We start from the raw sequence: 24,301 nt of genomic DNA on the forward strand, positions 1-24,301 counted from the left end.
TTACCTGCATCCCGGAAACGCTGAACGCGCTCTAGGCCTGGCTCGGCTGGAGCGCCGCAATCGCAACGCTAGCGGAGAATCTGTCCCCGGAGCCAATGCTTGCGACGATCTCGACGAGAGAGCGCCAGAGTGCCTCCTTGCCACGAGGTGGTCGCGTCGACTTGGCATCTCGCCATCTTGCGGAGGATGGCATCATGTTCACCGAACCGCTGGATCAGTTTTGCCCGTGACAGACAAAGCCGACCTGCGACATCGCTCAAGGTGAACGCTGCTCCCTTGTCCGCGAGCACCTGACGCGCAGCGTCGAGAACCGTGGCATCTGAGACCGTCATTGGCTGCGGCATTATTACTGCGTCCTCTGTTCTGACCCTTGAAATTCTTGAGCACGTGAATCCAGTCTACCGGTTTCTCGGTTTGGACTCGATGCCATTAGGTGCGCTTAGTTGGGGCGCTTTGGTGGCCGCGCTAGCTCCAGGCATAGGTCGCATGGAGGCACTACAGGTACCATATCTGCTGGCGGCAATGGCTTGTGGCGTTCTTTTCACTTACGCGCTTACGCGGCTCAATTTGAGTTGAGAAGCGGCATGATGGAAACAGGATCTATTGATTCCGGCTGGTGGCGTGATTCACGGTTGGAAAACCGAGTGGTGAGAGCGCCATAACAACGGAGCGGGTCAGGACTGCAAGGGGTCTGCCGCAGGCATGAGACTATTGCTCCAGCATGACCACCGTTTGCCCAAATGCGTTCGCCTGCTCGACGTGAAGATGCGCCTCGGCGCAGCGGTCGAGGGGAAATGTGGCGGCGATGGGGATTTCCAGGTCATGGGTCGCAAGCCAGTGCTGGCCCTGCTCACGCGCGTTTTCGGGTAAAGCGAAGCCCTGGATGAAGCGGATATTCGCGCCCCTGGACGCGAAGGCGTAGTAGTCGAGAACCGGCATCGGGTCCGACGTGCTTGAGTAGCTGGCGATGATCCCATTCGGTTTGATCACCCGCGCATCCGCGGCCTGATTGGCCGCGAAATCGACTTCGACGATGCGGTCGACGCCTTCCCCATCGGTCAGTTCCCGGACTTTGCCGACAACGTCTTCGTCGTGGCGGTTGATCGGCGTACCGCCCAGGGCCCGCACACGCTCGACGTCCGATGATCTGCCGACCGTCGCAATGACACGGGCGCCGTCCTTTCGCGCGATCTGCACCGCGAGATAGCCGACGGCGCCCGCACCTCCCTGAATCAGAACCGTTTTGCCCGCAACCGGGCCATCCGACAGGACGGACCGGTGGGCGGTCATCGCAGGCACGCCCAGACACGCGCCCTGCGCCATCGTGAAATGGTCCGGCAGGGGGACTGCCTGCGCTTCGGGCAGCGCTACGAACTCGGCCGCCGTCCCGAACGCGCGGCCAGCTTGCCCGTAGCCCCCTTGCGCATTCCACAGCCAGACACGCTGGCCCACCCGATCGGCGCTGACGCCTTCTCCGACCGCTTCGATCGTGCCTGCACCATCGCAATGCGGGATGATCAGCGGGTGGTCCATTTGCATGCCGGCCCAGCCCGCCCGGCGCTTGACGTCCGCAGGGTTGATGCCGGAGGCCGCGATCCTCACCAGAACGTTCCCCGGGCCGGCGACCGGCGCGGGGAAACGTCCCAGTTGCAGCACCTCGGCCGCCGGGCCCGTGGTTTTATAGTGAACCGCCCGCATCAGCCGGCGACGAGCGAAATGTGCCGCGTTGCCTGTCTGAGTGCTGCAACCAGCCGGTTCTGCCCGCGCACCAGTTGGTTTTGGGCAAAGCCGAGCGTGTCGTCGTGCTGGTCGAGCTCCGCCGCCGTGTAGATCGTCGGCAGCGGCGGTATCGTGGCCGCAGGGTCGTGACGAAAGCGCGGTTCGCGACAGAAATTGATCGGCACGAGAATACGGGCAAGGTCCTGAATGACCGTGTTCGCCTTGTCTTCGGCCAGTTTCCCGGCGCGGGCCGCTGCATAGAACGCCTCAAGCGCATCCAGAAGATGCTGCGCAGCCTCGGCTGACGGAGAGAGGTCGAACCGGTCGCCTGCGGCTGCCTGATACTGCGTTATCGTATCCTGAAACTCCCGCGCCGTTATGCGCCAATCAAAGGGCAGGATCCCGGCATTGACCGTGCGCAGGATGGCCAGGAGGTAAACCTTGATGTCGCGCTCTAGGATATCCTTGTCGGCGATTTCGAGCGTGTCGTTTTCCGTATGCCAAGCGATGTTGGCGCCGCAGCCACCGACCGTGTAATACCCCTTCTCTTCCCGCAAGACCGTCGGCATCGTGGAGGACAGCATGAAGTAGCCCGAGATGCCGATGTTGTTGAAGGAATAGTCGCCCGCCCGGTGCGGTCGTTCCCCTTCGGCGGCCTTGCCTGCAACCTCCTGGATGACGGCGCTGATCATGTCGTCGGTCTCTGGCATGCGCGACAGGTTCAGGAACTCGGTCGCCCAACGGCAGCCGGGGCTGTCGCAGTTGACCTGGGCCACACAGTTTTCTTCGAGGTCGAGAGCGAAGGCATCCGCGTACCATGTCGAGCCTGCATAGCGCCCCGTGGAGTGGCCGGGCCACCAGCAGATCCGCACTGACCGGCGCAGCTTGTCGCGGTTCGCCCAAAGGATGCGGGCAATCTCCAGCATGCAGGCATCTCCGACGGCATTGTCGCCGACGCCCACGTCCCAACTGTCGAGGTGACCGTGCAGGAGGACGTATTTGTCGGCCTCTTCCGTGCCGGGGATCACGACCTCGACGAGCTTGCTGTCAAACCAGCCCTCTTCCATTTCGGTGAATATCGTGGCGTCGCCGCCGTTCTTGGCCAGCGCGATCAGCGCCTCTCCGTCGGGCTTGTTGACCGCGACGGCGGGGATGCCCGGTTTTCTCGGCAGATCGTCAAGGTCGGGGACGCCCCAGATCGTCGTGCAGATCCCCCAGTGAATATCGACGCCCGGGTTGATCGCGATGACGCCGACGGCGCCGAGATCCTCGAACTGCCGCACCATGACCGGGCTTGCGAAACCTTCGGAGATAACGATTGCCCCATTTGCAAGGCCTGCCATATCCGCCGCGCCATCAATCTTGACGTCGAACATGTCGTCGATGTCGTCCACCGCATTGGCTCCGAGATAGACAAGCGGGGCCGTCACCCCGCCACGGGCATCTGTGGCATAGGCCGGCGGTTTGGCGCGGTAGGTCGTGCCGGATGCCTCTACCCGCGCGGCACCGGGCAGGCTGAGATAGAGAGATGGCTTGTGGACCGTCGCGGGGACGCCATGGCGCGAGAGGCGTTCAACCACCTCGTCCATTCCGCGGTTCACATCATCGGGGTGCTCCCGCTTGAAGGTGGCGAAGCTTTCCACCAGACCCCAGGGCTCTTCCATCGTCACCTGGTCGAGAATTGCGGTTTCAGAAGTCTTCATGGCACACCTCGTTGTTTCATCTGACAAAACAAAGTTTCATCAAATGAAGCGTGACACCCGCGCAGCGATTCGACAAGCGCGGGGTCGATTCGGATCAGCTGGCGCCTGTGAGACCGAGCTTGCCACTGATTTCGGCAGCGGCTTCTTCTATAAGCGCGAGATAGCGGCGGCGGCGGGTTTCATCGTACCGCGCCATCGCGCCCGCAACGGACAAGGACGCGATGACGTCCCCGGAGGCGCTTCGGATCGGCGCCGCGATGGAAAACGCCCCATCGTCGAGATCGTTGATGGCAATGTGGAAGCCATCGGCGCGGATCATATCCAGCCGCGCGCGAAGGTCATCGGGGTCTGTTGCGGTGTTGGAGGTGAAGCGCTCCAGCGGTTCTGCCAGGACCGCTTCCCGGACGTCTTCCGGAGCAAATGCGAGCAGCAGCATGGATCCTCCCCCGGCGTGCAGCGGCCCGTATCGCCCCGGATTGGCGAAGATTCGCATGGCGTGATGGCCGGCGAGCGTCGCTAGAACAAGGGATTGGTGCCCATCCCGCAGAATCAGGTTGATGTTCTCCGTCGTGTCATCGCGCAAGCGCTCCATCACCGGGCGGGCGGCCGTCATCAGGGTGTTCTGCGCTCCGGCCTGCTCGCCAAGAACACCTATCCGATAGCCCAGAGAATAGACGGCTTTGTCACCATCCCGAAACACGAAGCCCCGTGCCTCAAGGGTCGAAAGCAGCCGAAAGACGATGGTTTTGGTCATTCCCAGGCGGGAGGCAAGTTCCGTCACGCCTTGTCTCGGATGGCTCGCCAAAGCTTCCAGCACACGCAGGGCGCGGTCGACGGCAGCTATGGTGTAGTCGCGGGGTTCAGACATTTTCGGCCCTACTCTTTTTACGTGAGGCTTGCTTTGCAATAAATTTGCAGCATACTGACTTTAAAACAATGTTTTGCTTAGTGAAACACTGTTCTTTCAGGGGATGGCGATGAAAATTGCATATGTTGTACCGGGGCCGATGTCGAAAGGTCCGATGGGGCGAACGGAGATGCAGCGCCGGGAGGCGCTGATGAATGGCTGGGCGTTCGATGGTACAGAGGTGTCGGTGATCGATGTGCCGTCCGGCCCGGCCTCGATCGAATCCGCTTACGAGGAGATGCTCGCGATCCCGCCGACCCTCGATCTGATCATGGAATGCGAGAAGAAGGGTTTTGATGCCGCCATCATCGGCTGTTTCGGTGACCCGGGGCTGGAGGCGGCCCGTGAGCTGGTCACGATGCCGGTTGTCGGCCCATGCGAAAGCGCCATGCTTCTGGCCGCGGCGCTCGGGCACAAGTTCAGTGTCCTGACGATTTTTGAAAGCCTGATCGCCGGGCAGGAAATGCTTGCCGTCCATGCCGGGGTCCGTGCGAAACTTGCGTCGGTCCGTCCGACCGATATCCCCGTTCTGGAACTCATGGCCGATCCCGAAGTGACCAAGGCGCGGCTGATCGACGTGGCCCGCGCTTGTGTCGAACAGGACCGCGCCGACGCCCTTCTGTTCGGCTGCATGACAATGTCCTTCCTCGATATGGGCGATGAGATCGCCGCCGAGGTTGGCGTGCCGGTCGTCAATGCGGGGCGGGCCGCGGTGAAACATGCAGAAATGCTGGTTTCCATGGGATTGGCCCATTCGAAAAAAGCATGGCCCACGCCTGCAAAGATGAAGGCGGGCAAAACCGCCTCTGACATGCGCGTCGCTTGAACCCGCGCACATCCAACGTCGTCCGCCGGACGCCAACAGGAGAACCACAATGACACTGCCCTTAAGAACATCTGCCTTTGCCGCCATGCTGTCGGCCACCGTGCTGTCGCCCGTGATGGCCGATGAGATCCGAACCATCAACCTCGTCACACGACCGCAGGCTGCGCAGCCTGCCGAGTTCCAGTTTACCCAGCTGATTGCCCAGGAGTGGCGCAGGCTCGGTCTTGATGTGAATGTCGAAGTGATGCCCTGGGAGCAGATGATCCAGGCGATCTGGTTCAGCCGTGATGACTGGGACACGACAGCCTGGCAAATGGTCGGCCGCCCCGAGCGGTCCGACCCTGACGAGATCGTCTACAACCTGTTCCATTCCACGACGGCGGAGCAGGGCTTCAACTTCATCGGTTACAACAACCCGGAATACGACGCGCTGGTCGAACAGCAGCGCGTGACGCTCGACCCCGACGAGCGGCGCGAGATTGTCCGGGCGGCACAGGCGATGCTCGCTGAAGATCAGCCCAACATGATGCTTGCGCACCCGCAATCGACCTACGCGTTCAATACCTCTGTCTGGAACCCCGACACCGTGGTGGACCAGTCCGGCATCGGCATCCGCAATACCTGGAGCTATCTCCAGATGGAGCCGCTGGGCGATGTCACCGACATCATCCTTAACTCGTCTGACAACGTTACCGCGATCAACCCGCTCTATATCTCCGGGGGTACGGACAGCTGGATCACGGAGCTTGTGTATGATCGTCTGATGCGGATCGGGCCCGATGGCCTGCCGCAACCCTGGGCGGCCGAAAGCTACGAGTGGATCGACGACACAACAATCAGGGTCACGCTCCGCGAGGGGATGACGTGGCATGACGGCATGCCGGTGACGCCCGAAGACGTGGCATTCTCGTTCGAAGCTGCCGGATCGGGCGAAGCGCCCATGTATGGCCCCTTCGTCGGGAGCATTGCCGATATCACCATCGACGGCATGGACATCACCTTCTCCCTGACCGAGCCGTCGGCACCGTTCCTCACCGCGAGCCTGTCGAAGATCAACCTGATCCCGATGCATATCTGGGAGCCGGTGATCGCCGAACAGCTGACCCTCGACACAAACGCCGAGTCGTTTCAGGAAGAGGTGCCGATCGGCTCCGGGCCCTACCGTTTCGGAAGCTGGACCCTGAACGAGGAGGTCGTGCTGGAAGCCAATGCCGAGCATTGGGCCGCCCCGAAAGCGGATCGCTGGATCCTGCGGATCGTGCCAAATGTCGAGGCGGCGCTTGGGATGCTCCGCTCGGGCGAGATCAACTTCCTGTCGGACTTCCCCGGCGATCCGACCGTCGTGGTGGCGGCAGCGGATGAAGATCCCAACCTGACCGCGGTCTCGACCGTCGATATCGGCTTCCGCTATGTCGCCTTCAACCACCGTCGGCCGCCGTTCAACGACCCAGCTTTCCGCCGCGCGTTGTCGGCTTCGGTCGATCGCAGGCTCATCGTGGGTGCCGCGTTCCGCGGGTTCGCCGTACCGTCGAATTCGGTCGTCTCTCCGGCGCTTGGCTTCTGGCACAATGAAGCCACGGTCGAGGGCATGGAGGCCGGTATCGAGTTGGCCCAGCAGATGCTGGAAGATGCCGGCTACATGGTGGTCGACGGCCGGCTGCACTACCCCGAAGGCGTGTCCGAGACGTTGGGCGAATGAGCCTGACTGAACCAGAGCAGAAGGGACTGGCAGAGTGAAGGCGATCACCGTTATCGGCGCGCGCTTGCTGCAAACAGCGTTCGTCCTGTTGGCGGTGATCACCATTCTGTTTTTTATGTTCCGGTTGATGCCGGGCAGCCCGCTCGCGGCCTATATCGACCCGAATTTCACACCCGAGCAGCAGGCCGAACTGATGGCCCGCTTCGGCCTCGATCAGCCGCTCTGGCGACAGTATCTGATCTATCTGGGCAATCTCCTCCAGGGCGATCTGGGGGAGAGCTTCTTCTATCGCCAACCTGTCGCCGAACGGGTTCTGGCGCTTTTGCCGAACACGCTGATCCTGACGTTCAGCTCCCTGATCCTGGCATATGTATTCGGCGTTCTTGCCGGCGCGTATCTGGCCTGGAAGCGCGGCTCGGTCGTCGAGCAGATATGTGTGCCCTTGGTTCTGACCACGCGCGCGATGCCAGAGTTCTGGCTTGGCATGCTCTTGCTGGCGGTGTTCAGTTTCGGCATGGGATGGTTCCCCGCGGGCGGGACAAGGCCGCCGGGCGCGGAATACGATTCCCTCTGGGCGCTCTACAGCTCTGCCGATTTCTGGTGGCACATGACCTTGCCGGTCATGACCTTGGCTATCTACAGTCAGGGACTTCCGCTGTTGCTCATGCGATCGAACATGATGGATGTCATGCGGGAGGATTTCGTCACCATGGCGCGGATCAAGGGCCTTTCGACCTTCTCGGTCGTGATCCGCCACGCGGCCCGTAACGCGCTGCTGCCCGTCATGACATCCTTCGCCATCGCTGTCGGCTACCAGATCCAGGGCAATGTGGTGGTGGAAACGGTGTTCTCCTGGCCCGGGCTTGGGCGTGAACTGGTGCGCGCCGTCTCGACAGCGGATTACCCGCTGGCGCAGGGCGCGTTTCTGATGATCGCGGTTGTCGTGATCCTGATGAACCTCGTTGCGGACCTTCTTTATGCGGCGCTTGATCCACGGGTGACCCATGAGTGAGAGCGTGACCTCTAAGCACCGACCGTCTGGCCTGTTTGCACGCCTGCGCCGCAGGTTTGGTTCGATCCGCCTGCCGCTGCACGATCCGCTCGCGGTTATCGGTCTGTGCATATACGTGTTCTTCATTCTCATGGCGGTCTTTGCGCCCCTTATCGCGCCCCACGACCCCAACGAGATCCTTTTCACGTCCGAATTCGCCCTGGCGGCTGATCTGACACCGGGTACGGACGGGTACATTCTGGGGACGACGACTCTCGGCAGGGATATCTTCTCGCAAATCGTCTGGGGTGCCCGTTCCGCCCTTCTGATCGGGCTCACCGCAGCCTTCGTGGTGGCGCTCATCGGGTCGGTCGTGGGCATCGTTGCGGGCTATTTCGGGGGGTGGGCGGACACGGTGCTGATGCGCCTGGCGGATGTGGCGTTCGGCATTCCGTTCCTGCCCTTCGTCATCGTGCTTGCTGCGTTTCTCGAACCGTCTATCTGGAACGTCGTGATCGCCATGGCGCTGGTCTTGTGGCGCGATACGGGCCGGGTGATCCGAAGCCAGACGCTGACCCTGCGCAACCGGGCGTATGTGGAGGCCGCGCGCGTGGCAGGCTCCTCCGACCTGAAGATCATCCTGCGCCACATCGCGCCAAACGTCTTGCCGCTGTCCTTCCTCTATGGCTCCATCGCCATCGGCTGGGCGATCCTGACCGAGGCGTCGATCAGCTTTCTTGGGTTCGGCGATCCGGATTCCATCAGCTGGGGCTACATGCTCCAGGATGCTTTCGCCTCGCAGGCGCTCTCCAAAGGGTCCTATTACTGGTTCGTGCCTCCGGGCTTTCTGATCATCCTGATCGTTTCGGCGGGGTTCTTCATCTCCCGCGGATACGAGCAGATCCTCTTTCCGAAGCTTGACCGATGACACAGCCGCTCTTGACCCTCAAAGACCTCAGCATCGCGTACCGGGTGGGCGACCAGGACACGATTGCCGTCGAAGGGGCGAGCTTTGATGTTCAGCCCGGCAGCATCGTGGGCCTTGTCGGCGAAAGCGGCTGCGGCAAGACCACGCTGGCGCGCTCCCTCACACGGGTGCTCGCGGGCAACGCGCGGATTGCCGGCGGCGAGGCGATTTTTGACGGGCGCGATATCATGGCCCTGTCGGAACGGGCGATGAACGGCCTGCGCTGGCGCGAGATCGCGTTCATTCCGCAATCGGCGATGAACTCGCTCGATCCGGTCTACACGGTCGGTACGCAACTGGCGGAGGTATTGATCCGCCGCGGCGGGTTGGGGCGCACCGCCGCGCGCACGCGCGCCGAGGAACTGTTTGAATGGGTTGGGATCGAGACCAACCGGCTTGGCGATTATCCGCACCAGTTCTCCGGCGGGATGCGTCAGCGCGTGGCCATTGCGCTGGCATTGGCGCTGGACCCGAAACTGATCATCGCGGATGAACCCGTGACGGCGCTTGACGTCATCGTACAGCGTCAGATCCTCGACCAGCTGCGCGAGTTGAAAGAACGTCTGGGGATTTCCGTCATCCTTGTGACCCATGACATCTCGGTCGTGGCCTATGTTTGCGACCGTGTGGTGGTGATGTATGCGGGCCGCGTGGTCGAAACCGGGCCGATGGCCGCGACGCTGACGGCCCCTGCGCATCCCTACACGATGGGGCTGCGCAACGCCTTTCCCGATCTGGCCAGCGCCGCCGGAGAGCTGACGCCGATCGAAGGCGCACCCCCCGATCTGGCCAGCCCGCCGCCCGGCTGCCGGTTCGCGCCGCGTTGTCCGTTTGCGGAGGCCAGGTGCCGCACGGATGTGCCCGGTCTTGACGTCTATGACGGCGACCATCTGGCCGCCTGCCACCGTATCCCCGAGGCGGAAACCCTGAGGGCACGGGCAGTGGTATCCGAGACCTGGGAGGCTCCGGCATGAAGGACGGACACGACCAGGGTCCCCCGCTCGTCCGGCTTGACGCAGCGGAGCTGCATTTTCCCGTTGGCGGCGTGGTGGCGCAACTGCAAGGCCGCGCCACCGTGGTCAAGGCTGTCGACGGCGTCACCTTCGAGTTGCGCCGGGGCGAAAGCGTGGGCCTGCTGGGTGAAAGCGGCTGCGGAAAGACCTCGACCGGGCGGATGCTTGTGCGGCTGGACAAGGCGACCGGGGGCCGTGTGGAGTTCGATGGCGAAGATGTCAGCGGGCTGACAGGGGATGCTCTGAAACGGTTTCGCAGCCGGGTCCAGCTTATCTTTCAGAACCCGTTCGAGGCATTGAACCCGCGTTTCACGATCCGCGATGTTCTGGCAGAACCGCTTGAGAATGCGCGCATTCCCAGAGCCGAGCACGAGGAAAGGATCCTGCGCGCCATGGCGCTGGTCAAGCTTGGCGACGCGGGGCAGTTCATGGACCGCTATCCGCACCAACTGTCAGGCGGTCAACTTCAGCGAATCGTGATGGCCCGCGCCCTGATCCTTGAGCCGGAGTTCGTCGTCGCGGACGAACCCGTATCGATGCTCGACGTATCGGTCCGCGCCGGCGTGTTGAATGTGTTTCGGGACGTGCGGGCGCAACAGGGGATCACGGCGATCTATATCAGTCACGATCTGGCGCTGGTGAGGTATGTCTGCGAACGCACCATCGTGATGTATCTGGGTCGGATCGTCGAAGACGGCCCGACGGAGGATATCGTCGCCAACCCGCTGCACCCCTATACACAGGCGCTGGTCGCGGCCGTGCCCGTGCCCCACCCGGATCAAAGCCACGCGCCGCTGCCCATCGGACGCGGTGCCCCCGATCCGCGCAACCCGCCCTCGGGCTGTACATTTCGCGACCGTTGTCCGCGCGCCTTCGACCGTTGCGCGGTTGAGGCACCCGGCCCGACGCATGTCCAGAACCGGATCGTTCACTGCCACCTTCATGAACCGAAGACGTGACCCATGACCTATGCCGCCGACATGAACACCTCCGCCGACCCGATCTGTGATCCGATCACGCTCGAGATCATTCAGGGCGCCATCCAGGCTGCGCAAAGCGAAATGGAGGCATTGATCGAACGCACTGCGATCTCGGCTTTCATCCGCGAGAAGAAGGACTTCTACACCGCGATTTTCGATCGCAATGGCGTGATGGCCGTGGGCTCGATGGTGCCGATCTTTGGCGACATCACCACGCCGGTATTCGAGCATTTTCCGATTGAAGCAATGCAGGACGGGGACCTGTATTGGTACAATGATTGCTATGGCTCCTATGGCGCGGTGAGCCATTCCAACGATCAGGTGCTGCTGGCGCCCGTGTTCCACAACGGCCGGCGCGTGGCCTTCGTGATGAGTTGGGCGCATTTTGCGGATATCGGCGGCATGCGGCCCGGCTCGATCAGCCCCGATGCGACCGAGATCTGGCAGGAGGGGATCATTATCCCGCCGACCAAGCTGATCGAGGCCGGTGCCGTGAACGACGCCGCGCTTGCCATCTTTCACCGAAACTCCCGTTTCCCCGCGCAAAGCGAGGGCGATATGAGCGCATTGATGGCCAGTGTGCGGCTTGGTGCGCAGCGTATGACGGAGGCGTCGGACCGTTTCGGGGCTGCGGTTCTTGAAGATGCCCTTGCCCAGCTTCTCGACCGGACGCGGCGCCTAGTCAGGCGCAAGCTGGCGGAAACCTTCGATTACGGCACGCATCGCTTCACCGATGCCATCGATAGCGACGGCCATGGCAACGGGCCGTTTCATCTGCGCTTCGCCATCATCCGTGAGAAGGGCCCGGACGGGGCCGACCGGTTCATCTTCGACGCTACCGAGACCGACGATCAGGCGCCCGGACCGGTCAACCTTCTGATGAACCGCTCCATCCCGGGCATGGCTTTGGGATTGTTCTATCTGGGCGGAGAACCCGGGCAGGTCTGTAACGCAGGGGGACCCCTCGCGCTGGACGAGGTGCGTCTGCGCGAAGGCTCGCTGGTGAAACCGAACTGGCCGGCGCCGCTTGGAATGCGTGGCCTGACGATGATGCGGGTGCTGGCGACGCTGAATGGGCTGGTCAACGCGGCCGGCGGACAGGCGCCGGCGGCACAGGCGGCTTATGTCGTGGCGCTCATTCGGGGCAGCTATACCGCGGAGGACGGGACCGCGACCCCGTTTCTTCTGGCCGATGGCATCGGCGTCGGCTATGGCGCGCGCGCCTTTGCCGACGGTATGGACGCCGTCTATTTCGTGGCGCAGGAAAACTATCCGATCGAGTTCACAGAGCTTGGCTACCCCGTGTCCTTCAGAACCTATGGCATGGTGATGGACAGCGGTGGCCCCGGCGCGTTTCGCGGCGGAACGGGAATACTGCGGGAGTACGAAATCCTCGCCGATCACGCGATGCTGGGCATTCGCATCGATGGCGTTGAAAACCCACCCTGGGGGATCAATGGCGGGAAGTCGGGCGCGCCCGGGCGCATCGTGATCAACCCGGGCATGGCCGATGAAAGGGTTCTGCCGCCTCTGTCGGATGGCACGATGCTGAAGAAGGGCGATGTGGTGCGCATAGAAACCGGTGGCGGCGGGGGCTACGGACACCCCTTTGACCGACCGGCTGCGAAGGTTTTGGAGGATGTGCTTGCCGGGCTTGTCAGCAACGAGGCCGCAGCACGCGAATACGGGGTCGCCGTCACCGGGCGACAGGTCGACGAGGCCGAAACTGCGCGGCTGAGAACCGCGCGGCCCGTGGTCAAACCTTTTCACCGCAAGGAGTATCTCGATGTCCTTTGATGGTGCGGATTCCGCGCGCGGGGCGGGGCCTGCGCTGACGCTTGCAGTGGATATTGGCGGCACGTTTACAGATGTTGCGCTTGCAGATATCGCGACGGGGCAGGTCTGGCGGGCCAAGACGCCTTCCCGTCCCGATGACCCGTCGGAGGCGTTTCTGACCGGGCTGCGTCTGGCCCTGCGCGCTGCGGGCGCTGTGCCCGGTGACCTGCGTCAGGTTCTGCATGGAACCACCGTCGCGACCAACATGATCCTTGAAGGCAAGGGCGCACGGGCGGCCCTCGTGACGACCCGCGGGTTCCGCCACGTGCTCGGGATCGGGCGACAGGACATCCCCCGCGCGGCCAATCTCTACAACTGGATCAAGCCCGAGCGCCCCGTGCCGGCCTCGCGGATTGTGGAGGTGGCTGAGCGTGTCCTGCCCGGCGGCGTCGTCACTCAGCCGCTGGACGAAGACAGCGTTGCAGCCGCCGCTGAGTCGCTTCGCGAGATGTGCGTCGATGCGGTGGCCATCTGTCTGCTACATGCTTTCGCCAACCCCGAACACGAGCGTCGTACCGCCGAGATCCTGCGGGCCGCCCTGCCGGGCATTGCGGTCACGGCATCCTCGGATGTGCTGCCCGTGGTGCGGGAGTATGAGCGGACATTGGCATCGGTGCTGAACGCCATCGTGATGCCCGGCGTCACGAAATACGTAGGGCGAATCGAAGACAAGCTCACCGCCGAGGGGGTTCCCGCCCCGCTCCTTCTGATGCAGTCGAATGGCGGTGTCGCGGGCGCAGACAAGATCCGGTCCGCCCCCGCTCTGACGGCGCTGTCTGGACCCGCTGCAGGTGTCGTGGGTGCAAGATCCGTTGCGGCAGCATCTGGGATCAATGACATCCTGACAGTCGATATCGGCGGCACAAGTGCGGATATCTGCCTCGTTTCGGGTGGCAAGATCGGACTGACGCAACAAGGGCAGGTTGGAGATTGGCCCTTGCCCTTGCCCATGGTCGATATGGTGACAATCGGCGCGGGCGGGGGGTCCATCGCCCGTGTGGCCGATGGTGTGCTGACGGTCGGACCGGAAAGCGCCGGGGCCACGCCGGGGCCCGCGGCTTATGGCCGGGGTGGGACCGAGGCGACCGTGACCGATGCGCATGTGGTGTTGGGGCACCTGCCCGCGCGCCTGCTTGGCGGGGACATGGCGCTCGACGTGGTGGCGGCGCGCCGCGCGTTGGAAGACGGCGTCGCCCGACCGCTTGGCATCGCCGTGGAAGACGCGGCGCGCGGCATTCTCGCCATTGCCGACAACAAGATGGTCGGCGCCCTGCGCGTCGTGTCGGTCGAGCGTGGCTTTGATCCGCGGGATTTCACGCTTCTTCCCTTCGGCGGCGCCGGCCCGCTCCACGGTTGTGCGCTTGCCGATCTGATTGGTACACGCCGTGTGCTGATCGTGCCCGCGCCCGGCATTCTATGCGCCGACGGGCTGATGGCGGCGGATCTCAAGTCCGAGTTCAGCCGCGCCCGGCCCCGCGCCGGAGTCGCCGATATGGCGGAGGCCGAACGGCTTTGCGCAGAGCTTGAAGCAGATGCGGCCGTGTGGTTCGATGCGGAGGATGTGGCGGAGGCCGACCGGCAAACCAGTCGTGTCGCCCTCTTGCGCTATGCCGGTCAGGGCAATGAACTGGCCGTCCCGTGGGCCGACACGGTCGAGGCGTTGGAGGCGGGCTTCGTGGCCGCCCACCGGGCCCTTTACGGGTTCGAGCTGAGCGCACCGATCGAGCTTGTGACGCTGCGGGTCGAAGCCCGCGCCACCATGCAGGCGCTTGCCCCGGCCGTGCTTGCCCCGGGCGATCCGCCGGTGCCGGTGGATCACGTGCCCATAGCCTTGCCATCGGGCCGGCAGACTGTCCCGCTTTTCGACCGATCCACCATGAAGGCCGGCGCAATCATTGAAGGCCCCGCAATCGTAAGCCAACTTGACACCACAACCCTGATCACGCCCGGCTGGACCGGCACGGTGCAAACCTCGGGCGCGCTTCTGTTAACCAAGGCCGACACATGACCGAAGATACTGAAATCCCCGACACGCTGGCTGCGGTCTTCGACTATATCGAGGCGAACCGCGATGACCATCTGCGGCGCGTTATAGACTACGTCAAACACCCATCGATCAGCGCCCATGATATCGGCATTCGCGAAGTTGCGGCGATGCTGGTCGAGCACCTGAGCGGGCTCGGTTTTGAAGCCGAGGCCGTTCCGACATCGGGGCATCCGATGGTTCTGGGTCATCGGTGTGAGGCGCCCGGCAAACCGACCGTCCTGCTTTACGGCCATTACGATGTGCAGCCGCCAGATCCGCTGGAGGCGTGGATCACTCCACCATTCGAGCCGACGATCCGTGACGGGCGCATCTATGCGCGCGGGATCGGAGACAACAAGGGCCAGCATTTTGCGCAGCTTCTGGCGCTGGAGGCCCATCTGAAGGTCACCGGGACCTTGCCCTGCAACGTGATCTTCCTGCTGGAGGGAGAAGAGGAAATCGGCTCCCCCCGGATTGCGGAATTCGTCGGTGCCCATGCGGACCGTCTGAAAGCCGATCTGGTGGTGACCGCCGATGGCCCGCTGCACCCCTCGGGCCGACCGATCGTGACCTTTGGTGTGCGTGGCATGGCCGGATTTGAACTGGTCGTCAAAACCGGTCGGACGGACGCTCATTCCGGCAATCATGGCGGCACGATGCCCAATGCATTGTGGACGCTTGTTCACCTCTTGGGCACCATGAAGGATGCGGAGGGGCGGATCACGATAGAGGGCCTGCACGATCCGGTGCGCCCGCCTACCAATGCCGAACGGGCCGCTGCGGACTCCCTGCCGGTCGACGTGCCCGCATATCTCGAGTCCATGGGGCTTGGCCGTCTGGATGCGCCTGCCGACCGACCGTTCCATGACCGGTTGATGTTCCACCCGACTCTGACGATCAACGGCATTCACGGCGGCTATGGCGGCCCAGGCACGAAAACGGTGCTTCCTGCAGAGGCGATTGCGAAATGCGACATCCGCCTTGTTCCGGACATGACGCCGGAACAGGCGGTGGCCTGCGTCCGTGCCCATGTCGAAAAACACGCGCCCGAGGGCGAGGTTGAGGTGGTCATGAGCGGCAGCGGCATGTTGCCGTCGCGCACATCGCTCGACAATAGGTTCGCGTCGGCGATTGTCGATGCCGTGCGGACCGCGCGCGGGGTCGAGCCTTATCTTTACCCGAGCATTGGCGGCAGCCTGCCGGATTACGCCTTTACCAAGACGCTGGGGCTTCCCGCCTTCGTCACACCCTATGCAAACGCGGACGAGGCCAATCACGCCCCGAATGAAAACCTTGAGATCTCTCTCTTTCATGACGGCATCCGCACCGGCGCCGCGTTGCTCGACAGGTTGGGCAGAATGTCGATATGAACGCGCGCCGCGATCCGGCGGAGACAGGCGTCACCGTCTTTCACAACGCCAGGCTCTGGGACGGTGTGTCCGATGAGGCGTTGGAGAATGCCTCCATCGTGGTCGAAGGGGCTCGCATCCGCGAGGCTGGCGCGGATGCGCGCCATACCGGTCCGGCACACCGGATTGATTGCGGCGGCCTGTTTCTCATGCCGGGCCTCATCGACGCGCATTACCACGCCAACACACCAAGCTACGACTTTTATGGCACCGACCGCATGCATCCCGCGTTGCTCGCCGCCCATGCCGCGCGGCTGCTAACGGGGGCCGTCGACCGTGGCTATACCACGATCCGGGACGCAGGCGGTGGCGATGTCGGTCTTGCCCAGGCGCTCGATGCCGGTTTGATCGACGGACCGCGGTTTTTCTACCCCGGCAAGGCCCTGACGCAAACCGGAGGGCACGGTGACATGCGCCGGCGCGGTGAACCGGATCTGTGCGGATGCGGGGAGTATGCGGGCGTCATCTGCGAGGCCGTTGATGGACCCCATGAGATGCGCAAAGCCGTGCGCCAGCGGTTCAGACAAGGCGCGACGCAGATAAAGATCTTCCTGTCGGGCGGTGTCTCGACAGAGCTTGCGCCGCTGGAAATGCCTCATTTCACCGATGCCGAAATTCTGGTTGCGGTCGAGGAGGCGGCGCGGCGCGGATCCTATGTCATGGCCCATTGCCATACCGATGCCGGCGCGCGGCGGTGCGTCGAACTGGGCGTGCGGACCATCGAGCATGGCAGCCTGATTGAGCCTGAGACGGCCGCTTTGATCGCTGAGGCCGGTGCATATGTTGTGCCCACGCTCTCCGCGGGTGAGTTGATTGCCGAAAATGCCGAAGCGCTCGGGCTTCCGAAATCCGCGACCGAAAAGGTGCGGGAGGTCAACAAACGCACGCTGGACGCCATCGAGGCCTGCGTGAGCGCCGGGGTCAAGCTTGGCTTGGGTTGCGACCTGCACGGCGATGTTTTTCTTCAAACCCAGGGCCGGGAGTTGCTTTTGCGCGGACAGGTGCAGCGGCCCGTGGATGTCCTGCGTTCGGCGACGTCGATCAATGCAGAGATCGTTCAGCGCGCGGGCGAGCTGGGCCGGATCGCAGCCGGCGCGCTTGCGGATCTGATCCTTGTCGATGGCGACCCGTTGAGCGACTTGTCGGTCTTCGTCTCATCCGCCAAGACCGTTCGATTGGTGATGATCGATGGCAAGATCCGCAGGGATCGTCGCGTCTGACGCCATGGGTGGGGGCACGGGGCGTCGCGTGTCCAGCGCATTTCGGCGGTTCTTGCTTTGCATCTGCCCCGCTATCCAATCTTGTCTTGCCCGCGCAGATCTGAAACCTCAGCGTGTGCGTAATGCCCGGTCCGAGCAGGCGACGATCCGGCGGCGGCTTGGCATCTCGGATAGCGGGGTTTCGTTTCCCGGATGCAACCTGCGCGGACGATCGGCACAAGCGCAGCTCTCACTCAGAACGCGCGGCAGCCGTCACTCCATCTGGCTTGGCAGATAGGTCACCAGATCGGGGAAGGCGACAAGGATACCAAGGCGGATCAGGTCGCTGAGAACGAATGGCGCGACGCCTATGAAGATCGTCGTCAGCCCCACGGTCCGCAGCACGCTTTTGATCACGAAAACATTCATACCCACCGGCGGTGTGATCAGGCCCAGCTCGACCGTCATCACCATGATGATCCCGAACCAGATCGGGTCGAAGCCCAACTCCAGGATCAACGGAAACACGATGGGTACGGTCAGAAGGATCATCGCGATCGGATCGAGCACACAACCGAGAAGTAGAAAGAAGGCCAGAAGGATCCCGAGCACGACGTATCGGTTGAGCCCCATGTCGATGATCGAGTTGGTCAGGTTTTGAGGCACTTGAGTGATCGCAAGGAAGTAGCCGAAGATCAGGGCGCCGATCAGGATCGTGAAGATCGCGGCCGTCGTCCGAACCGTTTCGCGCAGCGCCTCCCAGAAATTCGCCCAGCTCATGCGGCGACGCGCCAGGGCGATGATCAGGGCGCCCATGGCCCCCATGGCGGCCGCCTCGGTGGCGGTGAAGATGCCGCCGTAAATACCTCCGAAAATGAAGATGAACAGCAGTAGGATCGCCCAGATGCCGCGCAGGGCCGCAAAACGGACGCTCCAGGCCGCCTTCTCCACGCTTTTCATCTCGGAGCCGGAGAACCCGGCAATCACCCGGATTGTCAGAATGTACATCAACGCGGCAAGAAGGCCGGGAATGATCGCGGCAATGAACAGCTCGCCTACATTCTGTTCCGTGAGGATGCCGTAGAGCGCAAGCGGGACGGAGGGCGGGATGATGATGCCGAGGGTGCCACCTGCCGCGATGACGCCGGAGGAAAGGCGTTCGGAATACCCCAGGCGGCGCATTTCCGGAAAGGCGACCTTGGAGAAGGTGGCCGCCGTGGCGACGGAAGAGCCGCAAATCGCGGCAAAGCCCGCGCAGGCCCCGATTGTCGCCATTCCGACCCCGCCCCTGCGATGGCCGAGCCATGCGCTTGCAAATCCGAAAAGCTCCCGGCTCATACCCGAAGCGGTCGCGAAGGCTCCCATCAAGATGAACATGGGGATCAGCGCCAGACTGTGCTTCGTTGCCGTGGAGATCGGTGACGAGGACAACAGGTTCAGTGCCACGTCCCAGTTGAACCCCGTGACCGCGGCGAAGCCTACGACACCGGAGATGCCCATGGCGAAGCCGACCGGCACGCGGAGAAGCATCAGGGTGAAGAGAAGGCCGAAACCCAAGGCGGCAATGAGGTCACGATCCATGTCTGGCATCCATTTGGAATGTCGGGTCAGTCGGCGGTCTGCACCGGGATTTGGGAAGGAGGGTCACCGCGTCCGCGAAGGATCCGCACCAGCCGGACAACACCGAAAACCTGCGCGGCCACGAGCCCGAACCACGCGAAGGCGTAGAAACCGGCCACCGGCAAGTCGAGGTCGATCGTGCCGTGATTTGCGGTCCAGGTATCGACTACCTTCTCGGTGAACTTCCACAGAAGAAAGGCGAGCCCGAGGATGACAATCGCGTTGGAGAGCACGTCGATCACCCATCGAAGGCGCTTGGGCGACAGCGCCCATACGGCATCCATCGTGATGTGATCGCCCCGATAGCACGTACTTGCGAGGCCCCAGAAGATCACGACGCCAAGAAGGTAGCGCGCGCCGTCGAATGCATCGGGAATTCCGGTGTTGAAGACATACCGGGCGACCACGGCCGAAAATGACAGCACCGTCACCACAAGAAGGGCTGCCGCCGCGGTGTTTTCCACCGCGGCGACAATGCGCTGAAAGGCGCGAGACATTGCTTCAGTTCCCGTTCGCGGGCGTCTGGGCAAAGGCTTCGATCAGGGCGTCATAGGCGGCCTGGCCATCATATCCGGCGTCTTCGGCTGCCGCGAGCCACTCGTTACGTACCGGCTCAACCGCGTCCTGAAAGGCCTGAAGCTGCTCGGCACTCGGTACGTTGATGGTGTGGCCATCATCTATGAGGCGTTGCCGGCCGTCCGCTTCCACGGCGAGCCAGCCCGAGGAAATACGCGCGGCCCATTCGCTCGTGCAATGGCTGTCCACGGCGGCCTTCGCCCGATCGGAAAGGCCGTCATAGGTCGCCTGGTTCATCACGAAGGCAAAGTTGTTGAAGGCCATATCGATATCGAGGTGGTTCTGAACGACATCGTTGATTCCGAACGGGAAAAGGCTGGCCCATGGAAACAGGATCGCATCGGCTACGCCGCGCTCCAGCGCCTCGCGGGACTCAGGCGCCGAGATCTGAATGTTGGTCGCGCCCATCGCGCCGAAGTAGTTCGCAAGCGTGCGGTTCGGCAGCCGGATGCGCATACCGTCTATGTCCCCGATGCTCACGACCGGTTCAACGGAATGCAGCGCGTAGAGACCGCCATTGAAGGTCAGGCAAAACTTGACCTCCGACATCTCCTCTTCCGCATATTCGCGGTACCAGCCGTCAAAGGCCTCGGTTTCTGCGGTGACGGGGTCGTCGATGAGAAAGGGCAGCTCGGCCACGCCGACCATCGGGAAACGGCCGGGCTGATAGCCGGTGTTGATGAAGGCAATGTCGGCGATGCCGTTTGCCGCCATGTCGTAATGGTCGCCGGCCGCGCCAAGCTGGCGCGCGGGGAAAACCGCGACCTCGATTTCGCCGCCCGATGCTTCGACGAGCGAGTCGATCCATGCGGGAAACACCGTGGTGTTCAGTACGTGCTGGGCGGGGAGCCAGTTTGCGAAGCGGAGTTCCGTCGCACCGGCGGGTGCTGCGGCAATTGCAAGCGCGACCGCCCCGCCTGCTGCTATCTTCTGTGTGGTCATCATCGTGGTTTCCTCCCTTGGTGAGTTTCCGTGTCGTCGGCACCGCATGTCTTCTTTTTCTGTCCGGCGAGATTTTACGGTTTGGTCGTCGTTCCTTTGTTCTGATCAGGCCGCACCGGTCCGCTGGATGGCGATGTTCAGCAAAACTTGCCGCCTGTCCCGCGTCGCGACGTCGATCGCGCGTTCCAGCGCTGCGGGCAGTGCGTCGCCGGTCAGGACCGTTTCGGTATAGGCACGGCTGGCCTCGGCCGTTTTCGTGAAATCCGGGCTGGGCCGGAGAGATGTGAGCGGGACTTCATTCGCCTTCGGCGCCAGCCCATCCTTGTAGAGCCCCTCGGCGGAGTGCCGGACGGCCGCCCACTCTTCGTTGTTGAGCACCAGCGTGATAATCGGAAGGGCCAGGGCCTCCGCGATCTGGTGGCAGGCGGTGGGATTGGCGAACATGTAGCTGCCATCGCCCATGGTCGCGAAAACGAGCCGGTCTGAATCGGCGAGTTGCGCGCCGAGCGCCGCAGGCAAGCCCCAGCCCAGCCCGCCGGAGTATGGCTCCTGAAAATAGCTTTTGTGGTGCTCAAGATCGAGCGGTTCCATCGGGGCGCCCAGTTCGTGAAAGACTGTCGCCTTGCGGCCCTTTATCGCCTGACCAACACAATGGCTGACCCACTCTTTCGTCATAGGTGCGCCGGAGCCGGATTTCGCGCGTTCAATCATCGTCGTGCAACGTGCTTTGGACCGCGCGGACATATGCCGATGCCTGCGGGCGATTGCCTCTGACGCGGCGGGGGGCGTGCCCATTTCTTCAATCAGTGCGACCAGCGCGTCCGACGTTTCTCCCGCAAGGCAGATATCGGCAGGAAAGTTGCGAACGGGCGTGCGGGAAAACAATGGATCGGGCCCCAGCTGAATCACCGTGGCGTCATCGCGCAGGGTCGTGCCGTCTGGCCACCATGGTGCCAGCGCATTGATCACGAGGACGACATCCGCCTCGGCCAACAGCTCTGTCGGATCCTGCCCGATGCTCATCGGATGCTGGTTGGCGAGGGACAGCTGGTTCGCCCAGTACTGGCAGACCGGAAACGCCCAACTGTCGACGAAACCGGCAAAGGCCTCAAACGCTGCGTCCGAGCCGACACCGCGCTGGCTGATGATCAGCGGATGCTCAGCCGCCCGCAAGAGTTTTGCCGCCTGGGCCAGCGCAGCCACGTTCGGCGCCACTTCGGCCGGTTGCATCCTCGCCGGAGCGCCGGCCTGCTCCGTCGGAATCGGTTCGCACAGCACCTCCCGCGGAAGGCTGAGATAGACAGGTCCCCTGGGCGTCGAGTTCGCGATGGCGGCGGCCCGGTCAAGAAGCTCGGGGAGTTGCTCGGGGAACCGCAACTCGTACTCCCATTTCGACACTTCCCGCACCAGCGCGGTCTGGTCATACATTTCCTGCCCCCAACCAATGGGCACGGTGCGGGCGCCAAACCGGTCCTTCTCCATGACAGGCGTCCGGCCCGACATCATCAGAACGGGGATCTGATCGCAGGCGGCATTAATCGCCCCGGTCGCGCCGTTCGAGAGACCGACATTGGTGTGAAGGAGAACCGCCTGCATCTGCCCCGACATAAGGTAGTATCCATGTGCCATGCCAAGGGCGGCATGCTCATGGGGGCAGGTGACCGGCGTGGGAAGGTCGATACCCTTCCGGGTCGCGTCGATCAGGCCTTCGATGATCGGCGGGAAGTCGGTGCCGGAGTTCGCGAACACATAATCGACACCGAGCGTCTTGAGCTTGCTGAAGAGTGCGCCGCCTGCGGCAACCTCGGTCCGCTCGGTCACTGGCGTGATATCGGCAGGGGTCTTGCGTGCCCTGCAGCTTCCGCATTGGCGTTGTCGATGACCTGTGACGCCCCCATATTGTGACTGCCCCCCCATCTCACTCTTTGACTTGGATGCCTCACCATATGCTTGAATGTCGACGGGTCAATCGGGATTCTGAGAATTTAATCTCACATAGTGAGATATGGCTTTCCATAGAGCCTGCATGTGATATGTCTTGATGGGCGGACGGGTGCCTTAAAGGCGGTCCCGCCGATGGCCTGACACCGAACGGAGCATCAAGGATCAGACGTGCCCACAAAACCCAATGAATCGGTTCTCAAGAGTTTCGATATCCTGAGCCTTGTTCGTGCCGACCGGCCCGAGATCACCTCCCAGATCGTCGTTCATGAACTGGGGATGAACCCGGCCACCGCGCACCGGTTCCTGTCGACCCTTGTGATGGTCGGGGCTTTGGCGAGTTACAAACGCGGCAGCTATTGCCTCGGACCGCGCGCTGCCGAACTGGGCAGCCTAGAGCAGCTTACGAACCCGCTGTCGAATGTCGTCAAGCCGGTTATCGAAAGCGCCAGCCAGGAGTTGAACGAGTCCGTCATGGCAAGCCGCTTGTCCCGCGGCGGCCCGGTTTGCATGGCCGTGGCCACGCCGAACCGCCCGTTCAACATCGCCATCAAGGTCGGCACCATCTTGCCGCTCCATTCGACGGCGCAGGGGAAGCTATGGCTTTCGTCGCTGACCCGGAAGGAGCGTCTGGCACGCCTCGGAGCATATCGGCTGGTCGCCCTGACCGACAGGACGATACAGGATCTTGATGTGCTTGAGCAGGAGTTGGACCAGATCCGCAGCCAGGGATTTGCGATCAACAAGGGTGAAAACGAGGTGGATCTGGGCGCGGTCTCGATCCCCGTGAAAGGCAAAACGGGTGAGATCATCCTCACGCTCTCTCTTTTCGGTTTGCTGAGCCGGTTTGACGATCAGTTCGTGGCGCGCGCAATCGAGCGATTGAGGCGCGCGGCGGAAGAGATCCAGGATCAAAGCGGCCAATGAAGCACAGGTTGCGACCGAGCCTAGGGCCAGGCGGCGTATGACGCGCGCCTGTCATCGTCACCGCCTGTGGGTCTTTGCAGCCTGCGATACTTTCCGGGCGGTACGTCCTCGTGCCTTTGGAAGAAACGATTGAAATAGGCCGCATCGTTGAACCCCAATCTGTAGGCAATCTGTGCCATCGGCAGGTCGGATTGCAGAAGCAGCGTCTTCGTCTCGTCCATCAGGCGCGCCTGGATGTGGGAATGCGGGCTGCGCCCGATGGCCCGGCGGACGACGGTATTCAACCGATCGCGCGAAATGCCGAGCGCTTCCGCATACTGGCCAACCGTCCAGTGCTGGGTGAGGTGAAGCTCCACGAGTCCCAGAAAGTCCTGCACGATCCGGCTGGGCAAGGCGACCGATCGTTCGATTTTGGGGGCCGCCGCCCGCCAGATATGGATCAGCGCCAGCGACACCAGTGTCTGAACGGCCATGTCCGACCCCGGGGGCGCGCCGGACAGTTCTGCCTCGATCTCGTCAAAGAGGCTCCGCAGCCGGTCGAAGCTACGCGTCCCGGCAGTGTTGAAGGCCAGTACCCTGCCTCCGATGGTCGAGCGGATATGCCCCGAAAGGCCTCCCGCCGGCATTGCGCGGCCGATCACCGTTTCCGTAAGACGCAGTGAAAACCCTGGCGTCCCGGCCGAGAGCTTCAGGCGCGCCGGGTTGCCCGCCGGCAGCCAGACGAGGCACGGCGCGTCCACCTTTGTCTCCCGCGCGCCCTCGATCAGCCGGACCGACCCTGCGTCGAGCACGAACAGGCCGCACCGCCGCCCGCGCAGGGCGAACTCCGTTGCCGTCAGCGCGCTGCGGATACGGTCCGCCTGAATCGTTGGAACCTCGCCGATTTTCGCCTCCCGAGAACACCTCAAAAGTGCAATTTAATACTCAAATCGTCTATTATCGGCCCAGCTCCTGCAAGCTATCATTTTAACCACACCGCGCCGCCCGCTCTGGGCAGCCCGGAAAAACACCGCGCAAAGC

At 62.9% G+C, this 24,301-nt stretch carries 19 protein-coding genes; 11 read left to right on the top strand and 8 right to left on the bottom strand.

What is annotated here, in order from left to right; genetic code table 11:
• Positions 1–708: 708 nt before the first annotated feature.
• From D9R08_RS18245 to D9R08_RS18255, 3 genes are all read right to left on the bottom strand, one after another.
• Entirely contained in the window at positions 709–1,698 is a 990-nt protein-coding gene (locus tag D9R08_RS18245) for an NADPH:quinone reductase (RefSeq protein ID WP_121899563.1), read from the bottom strand.
• A complete protein-coding gene (locus tag D9R08_RS18250) occupies positions 1,698–3,422 on the bottom strand; it encodes a M28 family peptidase (RefSeq protein WP_121899564.1) in 1,725 nt (574 codons plus the stop codon). Before D9R08_RS18250 ends, D9R08_RS18245 begins: the two co-directional genes overlap by 1 nt.
• 94 nt (positions 3,423–3,516) lie before the next feature.
• On the bottom strand, positions 3,517–4,290 hold the full coding sequence (locus D9R08_RS18255; protein ID WP_121899565.1) for an IclR family transcriptional regulator: 774 nt from the start codon (positions 4,288–4,290) through the stop codon (positions 3,517–3,519).
• Between the two features lie 109 nt (positions 4,291–4,399).
• Here D9R08_RS18255 and D9R08_RS18260 point away from each other — a divergent pair, with 109 nt between their 5' ends.
• From D9R08_RS18260 to D9R08_RS18305, 10 genes are read left to right on the top strand one after another with little or no spacing between them, the layout of a single operon-like run.
• A complete protein-coding gene (locus tag D9R08_RS18260) occupies positions 4,400–5,155 on the top strand; it encodes an aspartate/glutamate racemase family protein (protein WP_147450729.1) in 756 nt (251 codons plus the stop codon).
• 49 nt (positions 5,156–5,204) lie between these two features.
• Positions 5,205–6,854, top strand: coding sequence for an ABC transporter substrate-binding protein (locus D9R08_RS18265; RefSeq protein ID WP_121899567.1), 1,650 nt, complete (start codon positions 5,205–5,207; stop codon positions 6,852–6,854).
• Between the two features lie 34 nt (positions 6,855–6,888).
• The gene (locus tag D9R08_RS18270; protein ID WP_233557574.1) at positions 6,889–7,866 is read left to right on the top strand and encodes an ABC transporter permease; all 978 of its coding nucleotides are present in this window, start codon (positions 6,889–6,891) and stop codon (positions 7,864–7,866) included.
• A complete protein-coding gene (locus D9R08_RS18275; RefSeq protein WP_121899568.1) occupies positions 7,859–8,773 on the top strand; it encodes an ABC transporter permease in 915 nt (304 codons plus the stop codon). The genes D9R08_RS18270 and D9R08_RS18275 overlap by 8 nt, the downstream gene beginning before the upstream one ends.
• An 11-nt stretch (positions 8,774–8,784) precedes the next feature.
• Complete coding sequence (locus D9R08_RS18280; RefSeq protein WP_233557576.1) at positions 8,785–9,786, top strand: ABC transporter ATP-binding protein; 1,002 nt, start codon at positions 8,785–8,787, stop codon at positions 9,784–9,786.
• Positions 9,783–10,784 (top strand): ABC transporter ATP-binding protein, encoded by a 1,002-nt coding sequence (locus D9R08_RS18285; RefSeq protein ID WP_121899570.1) that lies wholly within the window; start codon positions 9,783–9,785, stop codon positions 10,782–10,784. The genes D9R08_RS18280 and D9R08_RS18285 overlap by 4 nt, the downstream gene beginning before the upstream one ends.
• A gap of 3 nt (positions 10,785–10,787) precedes the next feature.
• Positions 10,788–12,602 carry a hydantoinase B/oxoprolinase family protein gene (locus D9R08_RS18290; protein ID WP_121899571.1) on the top strand — a complete coding sequence of 605 codons (1,815 nt, stop codon included), beginning with the start codon at positions 10,788–10,790 and terminating at the stop codon, positions 12,600–12,602.
• Positions 12,592–14,649, top strand: coding sequence for a hydantoinase/oxoprolinase family protein (locus tag D9R08_RS18295; RefSeq protein WP_121899572.1), 2,058 nt, complete (start codon positions 12,592–12,594; stop codon positions 14,647–14,649). Before D9R08_RS18290 ends, D9R08_RS18295 begins: the two co-directional genes overlap by 11 nt.
• Entirely contained in the window at positions 14,646–16,037 is a 1,392-nt protein-coding gene (locus D9R08_RS18300; protein WP_121899573.1) for a M20/M25/M40 family metallo-hydrolase, read from the top strand. Before D9R08_RS18295 ends, D9R08_RS18300 begins: the two co-directional genes overlap by 4 nt.
• The gene (locus D9R08_RS18305; protein ID WP_121899574.1) at positions 16,034–17,296 is read left to right on the top strand and encodes a metal-dependent hydrolase family protein; all 1,263 of its coding nucleotides are present in this window, start codon (positions 16,034–16,036) and stop codon (positions 17,294–17,296) included. Before D9R08_RS18300 ends, D9R08_RS18305 begins: the two co-directional genes overlap by 4 nt.
• A 252-nt stretch (positions 17,297–17,548) precedes the next feature.
• Here D9R08_RS18305 and D9R08_RS18310 read toward each other — a convergent pair whose 3' ends face one another.
• From D9R08_RS18310 to D9R08_RS18325, 4 genes are all read right to left on the bottom strand, one after another.
• A complete protein-coding gene (locus D9R08_RS18310) occupies positions 17,549–18,856 on the bottom strand; it encodes a TRAP transporter large permease (RefSeq protein ID WP_121899575.1) in 1,308 nt (435 codons plus the stop codon).
• Positions 18,857–18,882: 26 nt separating this feature from the next.
• Complete coding sequence (locus D9R08_RS18315) at positions 18,883–19,392, bottom strand: TRAP transporter small permease (protein ID WP_121899576.1); 510 nt, start codon at positions 19,390–19,392, stop codon at positions 18,883–18,885.
• Between the two features lie 4 nt (positions 19,393–19,396).
• Positions 19,397–20,413, bottom strand: coding sequence for a TRAP transporter substrate-binding protein (locus tag D9R08_RS18320; RefSeq protein ID WP_158599048.1), 1,017 nt, complete (start codon positions 20,411–20,413; stop codon positions 19,397–19,399).
• A 105-nt stretch (positions 20,414–20,518) separates the two neighbouring features.
• Entirely contained in the window at positions 20,519–22,234 is a 1,716-nt protein-coding gene (locus tag D9R08_RS18325) for a thiamine pyrophosphate-requiring protein (protein WP_233557578.1), read from the bottom strand.
• A gap of 291 nt (positions 22,235–22,525) precedes the next feature.
• Between D9R08_RS18325 and D9R08_RS18330 the strand changes: the two genes are divergently transcribed.
• Positions 22,526–23,281, top strand: coding sequence for an IclR family transcriptional regulator (locus tag D9R08_RS18330; protein ID WP_121899579.1), 756 nt, complete (start codon positions 22,526–22,528; stop codon positions 23,279–23,281).
• Between the two features lie 20 nt (positions 23,282–23,301).
• Here the strand turns inward: D9R08_RS18330 and D9R08_RS18335 are convergent, their stop codons facing one another.
• On the bottom strand, positions 23,302–24,189 hold the full coding sequence (locus tag D9R08_RS18335) for a helix-turn-helix domain-containing protein (RefSeq protein WP_121899580.1): 888 nt from the start codon (positions 24,187–24,189) through the stop codon (positions 23,302–23,304).
• Positions 24,190–24,301 lie beyond the last annotated feature (112 nt).

Origin of the sequence: Rhodophyticola porphyridii (genome assembly GCF_003688285.1) — a bacterium.
Taxonomy (GTDB): domain Bacteria; phylum Pseudomonadota; class Alphaproteobacteria; order Rhodobacterales; family Rhodobacteraceae; genus Rhodophyticola; species Rhodophyticola porphyridii.